This window comes from Kosakonia radicincitans DSM 16656 (assembly GCF_000280495.2).
Taxonomy (GTDB): Bacteria; Pseudomonadota; Gammaproteobacteria; order Enterobacterales; family Enterobacteriaceae; genus Kosakonia; species Kosakonia radicincitans.
On the sequence record NZ_CP018016.1, the window covers coordinates 4,966,647 to 4,981,166 of the forward strand.

The following is a 14,520-nucleotide window of genomic DNA, read 5'->3' on the forward strand; positions in this document are numbered from 1 at the left end:
ATTTCCCGGCTGGTTATTTTCAATAATCAAACTGCGCTTTTTCTTTTGCTGGTATCGATATAACTGTGCTCAGTTGGGCTAACCAACATGCTCAAATTATAAATAAACGGCATACCTTTCGTTTGCGCAGCGACCTTTTCATTCGCGGTTTGAATATGGAAGCCGCTAATATCGGACCATGCATATTCATTATCGATAAGCGCCAGAGCAATATATCGTTGTAAGGCGGGTGAAAAGAGGGCTTTGACAACTTTACCAACCTCATTGCCATCCACCATGACGCGATCGCCAGCGTAAATACCCGCACACGCTTCTGCGGCGATCATACCAATCATTTTCGATTGATGAGTGTCATGAGACAGCGCTTCGACAGCCGCTTTACCGACAAAATCTTCTTTGTCGTATTGCACGGCCCATTGCATTTGCAACTCAATGGGATTCAACGTGCTGTGCGCCAGGCTGCGACCATCCCAGCAAGGATTCTCTACCCGCGCGATGATCTGGTAATCAAGGCCGCCGGTCTGCAAGCGATATTTGTCGCCGATATCGACAAGTTTCTGCCACTGTTCCGCCAGCGCAGGCTGTTGACCGATCGCCATGTAAGCAAATTCGCCGTGTTTACCACAGCGGAAAATCATCAGCTCATCATCGGTACTCATATACTCATAATACGGCAGACCGATAATATCGAAGCCATGAATTTCAGCCATGACTTCCCAGGCGTATGGACCTTCCAGCAGAATAGCGCCCCAGTTCTCTTCACGCATGGCGCGAATTTCCGGGATCTCCTGGATATCGAGTTCATCCGCTTTTTGCAGACTTTTATTCAGACGCTCAATCAGTTCGCCTGCAGGAATATCTTCTGAAAGCAGGTAATAACCGTCAGCAGCGCAGAGAACATACACATCACCACGGATCGTGCCATCGTCATTCAGCACCAGAGAGTAGATGCCCTGCTCATCACGAATAATCGAAACATCGGCGGAAACCAGATGGTTAACCAGCGCCCATGCGTCATCGCCCATCACGCTGACAATCGCTACGTGCGAGTAATCGACCAGCAGCGCATTTTCGCGCATCGCCTTATATTCGACCATCGGTTCGTTATAGGCGAAGGGGATGGAATAACCGTTATAAATGCCCATCATGGCATTATTTTTCAAATGAATATCATTAAGAGATGTCATATAAGTATCCTGTTAAATTCCCTTTTAAATGCAGATTACGAATTTTTCTTCTGAATGATAAATGTCGCCAGGCTATTGATACTTCTCATATATGAAGGATCGTCGCTTTCCGTGACTTTAATATCGAATACTTTATCCAGCAGAACAACAATCTCGGTGGCATCCACAGAATCCAGCTTCAAACCATTACCAAATAGTGCTGTATCATCATCGATTTGAGATTCATCCCTTTGAATATTCAATCGCTGAATAATTTCAGTTTTGATGGTCAGCAATACATCTTTGCGCTTTTCAATATCGTCTTTAATTGTAAGCATAACTAACTCTCCATGTTAATTACTTAGATTCACGAAAATTAATAATCGTACCGTGGCTTATCAGTCGTTTCCCTGCATGGGCCGTAACAGAATAGTGTTTAAAACCATTGGCATCGGAAAATGATAATTTACTTACGACCTCAATAGAATCACCGGGAAAAGCTATTTCTTTAAATTTCAGGTTTTGCGCAGCAAGCACACCACGCACCTGCGCACGCCGCGTACGAATAATCTCCAACATTTCAGGCTCATTTATCCGCGCATGGATATCACGTAACGAAGTGAGTTCGACATGATATTTCTCACGATAAATTTCGCAAATATCCGTCAGGAAGGAGAAATACTCGCTGGCCTGACCAAATATTTCTGAAATAATGACGCCGGGCATAATCGGATCGTCAGGGAAATGTCCGGACAACCACGGATCGTTATAGGTGACATGTTTGACGACTTTCACGTAGCCATTTTCACCGTATTTATAGTCATCAATTTTGTCGACCATTATCAGGGGCTGTCGCCAGCCGCCCATCTCAAGGAAGATCCTGGCGGGAATCGTGTATTTAGACATAAATCACCGCATTACCAGACCACCATCGATAACGATAGTTTGGCCGACGATATAACTGGAGGCAGAGGAACTTAAGAAAACAATGGCGTTTGCCACTTCTTCGCACGTACCGAGCCGTTTTAAGGGAATGGAGCCAACCACGCTGCGCACAACGGTGCGCGAGACTTTTTTCACCATACGCGATTCAATCATACCCGGTGCGACAGCGTTAACGCGGATGCCATAAGCAGCCAGTTCGGCCGCCAGCGTGCGGGTAAAGCCCAGCATGGCCCCCTTGGAGGCGCTGTAATTGGACTGTCCGACACTCGGGATAATGGCGGCAATGGAGGCGACATTGATAATTGCCGGGCTCTGCGCTGAATGCAGTAACGTCAACACGGCTTTGATTAACCGGAAGACGCTGAGCATATTGGTGTCCATCACCTGGCTGAAATCCTCAAAACTCATTGAGGCAAACAGGCTGTCTTTGACAATACCCGCGTTATTGACCAGAACATCAATCTTTCCGGCCACTTCAGAGAGATGGGAGCATAGCGCCGCTACGCTCTGCGGATCGGCCAAATCGCACTGCATAATGTGCAGTTTGTCACCCGCCGGATGTGACGCTTTCAGCGCGTTGAGTTGTGTGGCATTCGATTTATAAAGCGCATAAACAACACAGTTTTGCTCTAAATACTTTGCGCAAATGCCCAGCCCAATATCGCCACTCGCGCCCGTCACCAGCACGGTGTTTTCATTAAGATCGTTGTATTTATACATATTCATGATAAAAATTTAAGTTAATAAATAATGACTGTCGCCACGGCGTGAGTCCGGCAATGCGAAATACTCAGGGATACATTCTCCATCCCTTTCTCTGCAAGAATCTCTTTCAGTCTTCCGGTAAAAACAAATTGCGGGCAACCATACTCGTCATGAATAATTTCGATATCATGAAAGCGAATACCATCGCGAAAACCACAGCCTACCGCTTTTACCACCGCTTCTTTCGCCGCCCAGAAACCGGAAGCGCATTCATAATTTATATCGGAAGGGTTAATCTTTGTGATTTCCTTTTCAGTATAAACGCGCTCAATAAAATCCATTTTCCCGTTGGCAATCGCCCGACTTATGCGCGCAACTTCTACAATATCCGTACCAATACGCATCGTACTACACACTCAAAATTATAGCTGATACGAGAAGTTGAAATTAAAGTTAGCCTTGTTCACTACCAAATCACCAGGATATTTCAGCGGCGTAGTGATGGAGAAATCATATCCCAGGCTCTTTATATTCCCTTCGATACCCATGGCGCCGCCAGCAATAGTTTCATCGCCATAGTAACCATCTTCTTTCACCTGCCCAAAATCCATACCGAAATAGAGTCTGGCATTAGCCGTACCTATGGGCCGATAGAATGTATTTTGCAGATAAAAACCACTGTTCCCTGTCAGGCCATAGCTATTTTCAAATCCACGCACACTCCACCGATCGCCCGCGGTCATCTGATCCTGCAAGGTCAACTGGCGCGGCGCATATTGCGCATAGAAGCTCCCGTTGTAGTAACCATTGGCAAACAGCTGAGTATAATTTCCCTGAAAGTTAAACAACTGACTTATTGGGCTGACTTCACCATACTGCATATCCGGCGTTTGTTCGCCGCCAAACCATGTTAAGAAACGCTGCCACGAGAGGGTGGCGTCCAGAGAAGCATCGGCAAACTGCTGCTTATAATTAAGCCCGAACTTCACGTTCCCCATATCGCGGCTCTGTAATACCAGCTCTTCGCCGTCGAGAGTATATCCGGAGGTTCTGCGGATAAGCTCGGCACTTGCCGCGATCTTCCTGCTTTTATCACGATAGACCGTCCTTGCTGCTTTCGCGCTCAGGTACTCGCTGTTACCGGCGTAATCCAGCGAAAAGTAAGAGAGCGGAACCGTTTGTCGCGAATCACTCTTACTGTAGAAAAATGTGTAATTCCAGTAGCCGACCGGGAATGAATAGTAGCCACTGATGTTTTGATACTTACCGGTGGTGCTGCTGGTGCCGGCCAGGTAAAAGAGATCGCCTAATTTCGCCGTATTAAAAAGATAGCCTACCGCAGAGGTTAAATACTGACCGGTCGCTTCATCGCCCCAGTTGTTATAACTTGCTCTGACGCTCCACTTTTTAAAACGGTTAGTGTTAATACTGACGTTGCTGTAACCATTTTGGCTACCCGGCTCTATATTAATTTTAACATTCACGCCGGGAACAAATTGCAGGTTTTCCAGCCCCTGTTCAATATCACGGATATTCAGAATATCTTCATTTTTAAAAGGTAACATCCACGCGCGAATATCATCACCAGCAACAATGACATTTTCAATCTTACCTGCTTCGACGGTAAATTTGAGTTCACCGGTAGAGATATTCTGTGTCGGAATGATAACCCGCGTAGTTACATAGCCCGCATCAATATAATAATCCTGCAAAGCTGATGCGACTGTATTAATACCTGCAACACCGATACAGCGCCCGGCAATGTTCTCATTAATAGATTGCGTAATTTTAGCTTTTAGAAAATCATTTTCAAGAAGAACATTCTTGACAGTAAAACAATTTTCTTCCCTGGGAAGATCTTGCAGAGTAAATACTTTCCGATCGGTATTTGAGAAAACATCTTTTTTCTCAAACTGTTGTTCATGCAGCACGCTGGCATCCGCATTCTTTTGCTGTTTTATCAGGTTATCAACATTATCCTTTGCTGATACCTGAGTGCCCACAATCATGAGCATACAAAAAGCTATAAATCGCAATTCCATGAATTCACTCTGAAAGAAGTAAAGGCAGCAGCAGTTTGCCACTGCCTTTTTTTACACCTTACATACCAAGAACAGTGCCGGTGTTATTCAATTTCTTCACATCCTGAGAGAAATCTTCATACGCACCTAACAATGCATCTCTGCCGCTGTTAGTGACAGTATTGGCCGTTATTTTTGCCGAACCATAGCTCAGCATATTGAGATAGTTGTAGACGGTACCGTTAGCGGTGACATCCATATAATTATCACTGACGATATTGCCATGGTTCGTAATATTTTGACCAGCAGAAATGACAACCTGCTTACCAACAATATTGCGATTGGTACGGTTTGTCACACTGCCTTTCGTTTTCAGCGTCAGAATTTCACCGCCAGCAATATCACCGTTATTATCAATACCATTCAGCGCATCAATAGCCAGGTCTTTACCCGCGGCAATGGTATTCGAGTTATACAGAATACCTTTACTAACGTTGAATTTCAGATCGCCTTCTGCATTAATAAAACCGTAGTTCGTGAAACTATTATTCACGTTCAGATTCAGATTCTTATCAGAAGAAATAATCCCGGTCGCATTATTATCAATAATGGAACCGTTACTGTAGTTTTGCAGAGAAACGGTGCTGATATTCATGTTGCCAGCGCTGGCAGTTGTCGCATAGTTATTGTAGAACATATAACCAACGTCAATCGCCATATCACCCGCACTGTACAGCAAACCACGCGTATTATTCAGCGTGCTGGCAGCTTCAAGTTTCATATTGCCGAAGTCGGAAATAATACGACTATTGGTGCTATTGATATTTCGGGCAGAAAAAGAGACGCCTTCTTTACCAATCATGCCGCCGATTTGCTGAGGAATACCGAAATATTCACCATATCGGGTACCAAAATCGTTACCGTTGTTATTAGAAATAGTACCTAATACATTCACGTTCAGTAATTTTCTGGCCACAATCAGCGCAGTATCATTGTTGACGTTGTTTTTAGCATTCAGGGTGATATTTTCCCCCAGCATCAAACCACCAACATTATCGATATCGCCAGCATTCAGCTCCACATCACTTTTGTTCGAGCTGATAACACCGATGTTGTTGCTCACCGTACCGCTAACAGCAATATCTACGCCACGATCTGCGCTCAGGCCGCCCCGGTCATTATTCAAAGAGGTGCCACGGGCCAATACTTTAACGCTGGAGACGATCTTGCCGGTGTAGTTATCGATATCACCGGTGCTCTTAACAGTGACAACGTCGTTCGACGCGATCTGACCGCCACGATTAACGATCCTTTTGGCTCCAATATAAAGTTCTTTCTGCGAAATGATCCCCAGAGAGTCAGAACTGTTGTTATCTGCCGTTTTGGTCGTTTCATTGCTGATCGTACCGCCAGAACCGAGTGTGAGATGGCCGTTAGCTGCGCGAATCAACCCTTTGTTATTATTGATATTGCCTGCGCTTAAGATGTCGATATCACCAGCGGACTGCAAGTTACCGCCAGAGTTATCGATTGACGCCGCTTCAATACCGACATAACCACCGCTAATCTGCCCATTGCGGCTGTTCAGATTGCCGGTTTTTAACGCCACGATACCCGCTTCAATACCCACGGTTTTACCTTTACCCGTGTTGGTCAGCGTAGCTTTGTTGGTATCGACAGCCAGCATACCGGCGGCAGCGATTTTGCCATTACTGTTAGTCAGCGCGCCGCTGTTAATATTGATATTACCGTTAGTGGCAATGCGACCTGCGCGGCTGTTTACAATCTCGCCCTTGTTAGTATTGATGGAAATAGTATCAATTGAAGAGATTTCGCCGGTCGTATTATCAATTCTGCCATTGGTTTTGATATCAATAAGCCCGGCAGACTGGATTTTCGCATTACTGTTTAGCAGGATGCCTTTGGTATCAATTTTGATGCCATTTACGCCGCCAGCAATTGTGCCCTGGTTGCGAACGCCGACACCGGCTTCGGTACTTACCAGGTTAATCTTGTTGGCATACATCCCGCCAAGCGCAGAAACGTCAACGCTGTAATAGTTGCGCAGCCCGGATGCCGCAACTGTACCCGCAACCTCACCGCGCGCATTAACATAGTTATTTCCCGCTACGATGTTCAGTTCATCAGCGGTGACTTTTCCATTGATGACAACATTGCGTGACAGGATCTCTGTCGGGCTGGCACTGCTCAGTTTACCGACGGTAATGGTGCCGCCATTGACGTTGTATCCCGCCAGTTCGCCATCAGTCAGTTGCGCTTTCCCGGTGGTCAGCGTTAATTTGCCGGTATTGATGGAGCCACCGCCATTCACCGTAATGCCATTCGGGTTAGCGACGATTAAATCTGCCTTATTGCCCGCGACTTCCATCATGCCATTGATGACGGACGCATTTCTCGAAACCACTTCGTTCAATATTACTTTGGCCGGGCCGCCAACCAGATTACTGTTCCCTGCAATCTGGCCAGCCAGCACGGTATCCGAGGCCGAAGTACCGTTATTGAAAATGAGGCCGTTTTTATCAACGTTCAAATCATCCCAGAAGTTATGAGACAACCCACTGGAATTTGGCGTGTTAATATCAACGACCGGCACCCCATTGGTGTTATAAACGGTACCATTTTTCATTACTAATCCGGCTGAATTTGCCACTGCCGGCAATGCGCAAATCATCGCAACTGTTAGCGGCCCGAGTTTTGACCTGACAAACCGTTGAACTTTTTTATCCAATGCACTCATGTTATTGAATTCCTTTTACCTGGTTTGAAAATTTAATATATATATTTTTTTGCTGTATTCTTTTAAATGAATATCGCAATACATCTTCCCGAAGTAACATTTAATTTGATAATTCAGTTATATCGAAGAAGTTTCAATGAATAGAAAAGCGGCTTATCGTAAGCCACATTAATACCATGACTTATTAAAAATAAGCGTCTCATATTATTGAGTGATGTAACAATCAGATGCAATAAACCTTATTTAAGGCAGAGAAAACCTAACAGGAAAAGAAAGGTAAAACAATATATCAGAATCCAAATAGGATTTTTCAGATTAATTAAAAATGCAAAAATAAAAAGACAAAGTTATATTGATAAAGATGACACCAAATAACTTGAAATAAAATTCAAAAATGATTCCCGGGATTTAAAACAGAAAATAGTGAAAAAAACACTGTCTGTCACAATACAGCCTTTAGACTACCGCCTGCCTCCTCATCATCACATTTCATAACCCTCGCCACTTCCATTTCGCACCCCAACCAGGATTTTTCAATATGTCGCTCCCGAATCACTTATTTCACAAGCACACCGTTGATAAACAGATCACATTTCTTACCCTCTGCGGTCATCTTTTTTATTGGCTTCGTGTATTAATTAATAGAAAAATAAGATAAAACAAATAATATAATTGCCATTTCTGAATAATCCCATAATTAAAGTCAACATATTGCCTATAGTCTTTACTTTAAATAATATGTAATAAAATCCCTGGGCGGTGATATTAATGATGGAATGACAAAAGCTGCCATCGGCAAATATTATTTGCCATATCATTATTTCTAAATGGGTTTTAAAACATAAGGATATATATATGCGAACCGGAATTAAAAAAACGTTACCGTTACTGGGCGTTATGACATTACCGTTACCACTTTTTGCCGCGCCGACAGTGACCTTTCAGGGCGAAATCTCAGGCCAGACCTGCGACGTACTCATCAATGGCCGCACAGATTCCGTCGTCTTATTACCTACCGTGTCTCTGACCGACTTCAGCCCTCCTGGCACGCCGTTAACCCAGGGCCAATTTTACGGCCAGACTCCTTTTACTGTTTCAATTAGTGGCTGCCAGTCAACATCCAGCGTGACCAATATCAACACCAATTTCCTTGGTTATAACGTTGATCCTACGGGTGTACTTGGCAACAGCTATTCGGGTGGTGATGCGGCGACAGGCTTCGGCATTCAGTTGATGGACGCAGGTTCCGGGGGCACCGAGATCCGGCTTTCCGGTGTCACCTCCGTGCCTGGGCTGAGCCTTCCGGCCAACCAGACAGAAGCCAGTTATGATTACGGCGCACGCTATTATGTCCTCAATAGTACCACTGCCGCCGCCGGTAAAATTACCGCCATTGCTGAATATTCGCTGAGCTATCTCTAAATCAAAACTGGCTGCGTGACGACGTCAGCCAGAAATCCATTCAATATTACGCAATAAATAACCAGCGCAGGGATAATGTGAAAATGAATAGGTTAATGTCTTTTACTGTATTTTTATTTTCCATCACCATTTCTGTGAACGCAGCCGCAAACGTGATCATGACCGGGACGCGAATCATCTACCCCGATGATATCAAAGAAAAAACAATTCAATTAAGAAACACCAGTTCACAGCCTTTTATCGTCAGTATTCAGGTTGATGATGGTTCCGGTATTGAAAAAGCAAAACATCCTGAAGCACCTTTTATTACCACCCCGCAAATATTCAGAATGGAACCAGAGAGTGGGCAATCCGTGAAACTGATCTTCACGGGGGACAATTTGCCTCAGGATCGTGAATCGATTTTTTACTTCAGTTTTAGTCAATTACCTTATCTGGAGAATAAAGATAAGGATCGCAATCAATTAGTACTGGCGCTAACTAATCGCCTCAAAATTTTCTATCGTCCGCATACGATTCCCGGAAATTCGTATGAAACCGCAGAAAAGCTGTCATTCCAGCTAAAGCCGCATGGCATTGAGGTAACAAATCCTACCGGTTATTACTCCGTTATTCGCCGCGCCGAGCTTATTGCTAACGGCACAAAATATCCACTTGCCGATGCGGTCATGGTTCCCCCCAAAAGCAAAGTCGAATGGCCTTTACGCGCCAATACGGTAAGCACCCAGAACGCATCTATCGCGCTGGTGACGGTGAATGATTACGGCGTAAATGTGGATTCCAGACACCCCTTATAACGTTTGCTTGTGCTAAGGCAGGACTCTTTTCGGTATGGGCAATCTTCGATGAATAAATTCGCTGTTTTACTTTCGGCTACCGCCTTTTTTTTTATTTTATTGCCCGCCTGGGGTAAAGAAATAGCCGCAACTCTGGCTGCCAGCGAAGACCGTTACACCTTTGATCCACAACTCTTTCGTGGCAGCCGTTTCAGTCAGGATTCATTAACGCGGCTTGCCACGCCGCAGTCGATTGTTCCGGGCAATTACAAGATGGATGTGTACACCAATAATAAATTGACGGGTACCTATGATGTCTATTTTAAAGGCTTTGCCGACGGTACAAGCCAGCCTTGTCTGAGCCCGGAGATCCTTGAGTCCACGCACATTAAAAACGCCAAAAGTCCCGCTTCCGCCTCGCCTGAAGATAATTGCGTATTAATTCAGGAGGCCGCACCGGGCGGCACCAGCCGGACAAATTTACCGCAACTGCGTCTGGATCTTTCCGTGCCGCAGAACCAGATACGCATTCAACCGCGCGGATACGTTGACCCGAATGAACTCGATAATGGCGCATCGATGGCGTTTATCAATTACCTCGCGAATTACTACAACGTCTCCTATTCAGAGCCAACTACCCCGAATCAGCATTCGTTGTGGATGTCGTTAAGCGGCGGTATGAATTTTGGTTCCTGGCAATACCGGCAATTATCTAATTTCACATGGAATAACCAAAACGGTAACCGCTGGAAAAATATCCGTAGTTACGTCCAGCACCCGCTCCCAGGCCTGAATAGCCAACTGATGTTCGGCCAGCTCATCACCAAAGGGCGTTTTTTCTCCGGACTGAACTACCGTGGCGCCAGCATCGCCACCGACGAACGAATGTTGCCGGATTCGATGCGCGGCTATGCGCCTGTTATTCGCGGCGTGGCGACGACCAATGCCCGCGTCTCCGTCATGCAGAATGGCAATGAAATTTATCAGACTACCGTCGCGCCGGGGCCGTTTGAAATAACCGATCTCTATCCCACCAGCTTTAGTGGCGATCTTGATGTCTCGGTAACTGAAGCCAACGGCTCCGTGAGCCGCTTCAGCGTGCCCTTCTCCGCCGTTCCGGAATCGATGCGGCCGGACATTTCCCGCTTCAATCTCGAAATGGGCAAAACCCAGGACAACGGCGATGATTCGTTTTTCAGCGATATGACCTGGCAGCACGGCCTCACCAATGCCGTCACCTTCAACACTGCGACGCGCGTTGCCGACGGTTACCAGGCGCTGATGCTCGGCGGAGTTTATGCCAGCGCTTTCGGCGCTATCGGCGCGGATCTAACCTGGTCACACGCACGGCTACCTGATACCGGCTATACCGACGGCTGGATGTCGCAGCTTCGCTGGAGTAAAACCTTCCAGCCGACCAACACCACGGTTTCTATGGCGGGATATCGCTATTCCACCCGCGGCTATCGCGACCTGATGGACGTGCTGGGAGCGCGGGAAGCGCAGCGCAATAATCAGTTGTGGGAATCAGATAGCTGGCGCCAACAATCGCGCTTTGACCTGACCATGAACCAGAGCCTGGCAGATTTCGGCAACGTTTTTATCTCCGGCTCCATGCAGAATTATCGCGGCGGAAAAAGCCGCGACACGCAACTTCAGCTTGGTTACAGCAACAGTTTCCGCTACGGGATTTCAATAAATCTTTCCGTTGGCCGACAGCACACCGGCGGCTATCAGAATGCCGGGGATATGCAGACGTTCACCGCGTTTTCCCTCTCTTTCCCGCTCGGCGGGAGCAGCCCGCGCGTACCCAGCCTGAGTAATTCATGGATGCACTCAACGGACGGCAGCGATCAATATCAAAGCTCGCTTTCCGGCATGCTCGATACCGGGCAGACCGCAAGCTACAACCTGGATGTCATGCGCGACCAGCAATATCACCAGACGACGCTCAGTGGCGGTGTGCAAAAACGGTTCTCTCAAACCACCGTCGGCGTGAACGCCTCGCGCGGGAATGACTACTGGCAGGCTTCCGCTAATGTCCAGGGCGCGGTGGTGGCGCATTCCGGCGGCATCACATTTGGCCCGTATCTCGGCGATACCTTTGCGCTGGTCGAAGCCAAAGGTGCTGCCGGGGCGAAAGTGTTCAATTCCGAAAATCTTGCGATCAACGACAGCGGTTATGCGCTGCTCCCGGCCATTACCCCCTACCGTTACAATCGCATCACCCTCGATCCGCAAGATATGGAGGGCGATGCCGAGCTGGTCGACAACGAAAAACAGATAGCGCCGATTGCCGGGGCGTCGGCCAAAGTCGTCTTCCGTACCCGCAACGGGAAAGCATTATTGATCAAATCGACGCTGCCGGATGGCTCTGAGCCGCCAGCAGGCGCGGATGTACTTGATGAGAACAACACCCTGATCGGCATCGCCGGGCAAAACGGGCAAATTTACTTGCGCACCGATCGACCCAAAGGGCGATTAACGCTGCGTTGGGGAGATGCCCCCCAGGATCGTTGCTATCTCTCGTACGACTTCTCCGGAAAAGATACCGCGAGCCCTTTAATCCGCCTGAATGCAATCTGCCAGTAAAGGGAGAAACCGGCATGACAAAGCACGCTATTTTGTTCCTGAAACTCCTGCTCGCGTTGTTGGCACTGCTGCACGCGTCGGCGTGGGCCATATGTACCAAAACCAATGTTAGCCAGACCGATGATTTCAACTCCGCGCAGATCAAGTTCGGCAAGATTAACCTGATCGATACCTACTTCGCGCCCGTCGGAACATTAATTGCCACCACGGTAACGCCACCAACCAACTACACTGCCGGCGGCGCTTCGGGCGCATCGGTATTGTGGGAGTGCGATCAGGCCGACCTGGCCAGTATCCATTTTTTGGTGGCGATCAATGGTGACGATCGAGTGGGCGGCTATTACAACATCGGCGCAAACGACAATTTGACGAATGTCTACGCCACATGGTTTGCCTATGTTGGCATCAAGCAGTCAATGTCGGGCATAACGTTGACGCGCAACTGGCAAAAAATCCCCGTGACGACTTACGCCACCGTCGGCTCAAAAATTCAGATCCGCTTACAGGATATTCCACCGTTGCAGTCTGAGCTTTACCGGGTCAGTACGTTACCCGGTTTGGGCGCAATAACCAGCTATTGCGGCAACAACAATAACAACGGTTCGGGCATTGTCTTTGCCACCCCCTCGGGTGAGCTGTATACCTGCACGCAACCGAATGCCTATATCCAGCTTTCCGGCCCCGGCGCTATCGTACCTTTTGGTCATGATGAAGCCGGTGAGGACAGCGCCACAAACTCAGACTTTTGGCTTGCTGACAATGGTTTTGGTTACGGCATGCGCATGGCGAACAAACTTTATAACAATCCCACCTGCACGGTACGCAACGCCACGCCGCTGGTGCTGTTACCCACCATCAGCGTGAGAGATCTGGACGCTGGCATGGCAAGCAGCGCGAATTTCAACGTGCAACTGGAATGCAACAACACGGTCGTTTCCGGCCTGAACGATACCCAGGTTGCGCTGGGTTTTCAGGTTTCCGAAGGCGCTTACCGCGCGGCGCAGAGTCTGAATCTGGTCAACGCCAGCGGCGGCGTCAGGGCGCTGGTTTCTGATAACTATAATGCGCCGGAGATGGCGAAAGGCGTGGGCATAACCATTGCCAACAGCGTCAACCCGGGCCAGCCAATGACGTTTCTTGGCCAGTCCACGAATGTGCCGCTTTCGCCCACGCCCGCAGGCAATAACGCAGGCTGGTATCCGGTGCTCACTGGCGCAACGCCGAACGGCAGTTCATACCCCGGCTTCAGCAATTACAGCCTCTCCTTTATCGCCAGCCTGCAAAAACTGCCTGGAATGACGGTTACCGCAGGCCGCGTTCATGCCACCGCGTACGTGATTGTGAAAATGCAATGAGCCGGTTTTTCATGCTGCTGTTTGTCCTGTTCGTACCGGCGACATTGGCTGGCGTAATGCCGGCCATGACACGGGTGATTTATCCACCGAATGCGCGTGAAAAAACGCTGATGCTGGTGAACACCAATGCCTGGCCGGTGATAGTACAAACCTGGGCAGATAACGGCGAAGGCTCGCCGGATAACGGCGCTGCGCCCTTTGTCATTCTGCCGCCGGTCTTTCGCCTGGCCCCCGGAAGCACGCAGGGGTTGCGCATCATTTATAACCGCGATCCGCTGCCGACGGATCGGGAATCGGTTTTCTGGCTCAATCTGTATGAAGTGCCGCCGGACAACGCAGGCCTGGACAAGCCGTTTCTGAAGCTGGCAATGAATACCCAGCTAAAGATCTTTTACCGCCCACAAACCCTCACCCTGACACCCGAGGAAGCGATCGGCAAACTGACATTTCGCCTGTATGCGGAGGGTGAAAAGTCCTGGCTCGAATTCAACAACCCAACGCCGCTGGGCATTTCGTTTACCACAATCAGCGTGACAGGCCACACCGGGCAGACGAAAGCGCACCAGCAGGACGATATGATGATTAGACCCTTCAGCCAGCGGCGTTACTTGCTGGAGCGCAATGTCGGCAGCGAAGCAATAAACGTGGAAGCGGGCTGGATAAACGATAGCGGGGAAATATTGAAACATCGGTTTATGAAATAAACCATGTGCATTTTACTGCAATGGGAGGGTTAAAATTCAGCGAAATCACCTGACTGTTTAAAATATAAATTCAAGT

General features: G+C 47.9%; 12 protein-coding genes. 5 read left to right on the forward strand and 7 right to left on the reverse strand.

Annotated elements, in window-relative coordinates; all coding sequences use genetic code 11:
• Positions 1-26: 26 nt before the first annotated feature.
• Genes Y71_RS23815 through Y71_RS23845 form a run of 7 tightly spaced genes read right to left on the reverse strand, consistent with a single transcriptional unit; the run spans position 27 to position 7,484 of the window.
• Positions 27-1,187, reverse strand: coding sequence for an aminomethyl transferase family protein (locus Y71_RS23815; protein ID WP_007372926.1), 1,161 nt, complete (start codon positions 1,185-1,187; stop codon positions 27-29).
• 35 nt (positions 1,188-1,222) lie between these two features.
• A complete protein-coding gene (locus Y71_RS23820) occupies positions 1,223-1,504 on the reverse strand; it encodes an acyl carrier protein (RefSeq protein ID WP_007372925.1) in 282 nt (93 codons plus the stop codon).
• Positions 1,505-1,523: 19 nt separating this feature from the next.
• Complete coding sequence (locus tag Y71_RS23825; protein ID WP_035943092.1) at positions 1,524-2,072, reverse strand: ApeI family dehydratase; 549 nt, start codon at positions 2,070-2,072, stop codon at positions 1,524-1,526.
• Between the two features lie 3 nt (positions 2,073-2,075).
• Positions 2,076-2,837 (reverse strand): SDR family NAD(P)-dependent oxidoreductase, encoded by a 762-nt coding sequence (locus tag Y71_RS23830; protein WP_145954155.1) that lies wholly within the window; start codon positions 2,835-2,837, stop codon positions 2,076-2,078.
• 14 nt (positions 2,838-2,851) lie between these two features.
• Positions 2,852-3,220 (reverse strand): holo-ACP synthase, encoded by a 369-nt coding sequence (acpS, locus tag Y71_RS23835; protein ID WP_007372922.1) that lies wholly within the window; start codon positions 3,218-3,220, stop codon positions 2,852-2,854.
• 18 nt (positions 3,221-3,238) lie between these two features.
• Positions 3,239-4,858: a ShlB/FhaC/HecB family hemolysin secretion/activation protein gene (locus tag Y71_RS23840; protein ID WP_035943089.1), complete on the reverse strand. Its 1,620-nt coding sequence runs from the start codon at positions 4,856-4,858 to the stop codon at positions 3,239-3,241.
• A 58-nt stretch (positions 4,859-4,916) separates the two neighbouring features.
• Positions 4,917-7,484 (reverse strand): filamentous hemagglutinin N-terminal domain-containing protein, encoded by a 2,568-nt coding sequence (locus Y71_RS23845; protein WP_081120864.1) that lies wholly within the window; start codon positions 7,482-7,484, stop codon positions 4,917-4,919.
• A gap of 966 nt (positions 7,485-8,450) precedes the next feature.
• Between Y71_RS23845 and Y71_RS23850 the strand changes: the two genes are divergently transcribed.
• The 5 genes from Y71_RS23850 to Y71_RS23870 all read left to right on the forward strand — a co-directional run bounded on the left by Y71_RS23850 (position 8,451) and on the right by Y71_RS23870 (position 14,444).
• Positions 8,451-9,017, forward strand: coding sequence for a fimbrial protein (locus Y71_RS23850; RefSeq protein WP_007372916.1), 567 nt, complete (start codon positions 8,451-8,453; stop codon positions 9,015-9,017).
• A gap of 95 nt (positions 9,018-9,112) precedes the next feature.
• Entirely contained in the window at positions 9,113-9,814 is a 702-nt protein-coding gene (locus Y71_RS23855; RefSeq protein ID WP_236946446.1) for a fimbrial biogenesis chaperone, read from the forward strand.
• A gap of 48 nt (positions 9,815-9,862) precedes the next feature.
• A complete protein-coding gene (locus Y71_RS23860) occupies positions 9,863-12,385 on the forward strand; it encodes a fimbria/pilus outer membrane usher protein (protein ID WP_035889945.1) in 2,523 nt (840 codons plus the stop codon).
• Positions 12,386-12,399: 14 nt separating this feature from the next.
• A complete protein-coding gene (locus Y71_RS23865; RefSeq protein WP_007372912.1) occupies positions 12,400-13,740 on the forward strand; it encodes a fimbrial protein in 1,341 nt (446 codons plus the stop codon).
• Positions 13,737-14,444 (forward strand): fimbrial biogenesis chaperone, encoded by a 708-nt coding sequence (locus tag Y71_RS23870; RefSeq protein WP_035943082.1) that lies wholly within the window; start codon positions 13,737-13,739, stop codon positions 14,442-14,444. Before Y71_RS23865 ends, Y71_RS23870 begins: the two co-directional genes overlap by 4 nt.
• Positions 14,445-14,520 lie beyond the last annotated feature (76 nt).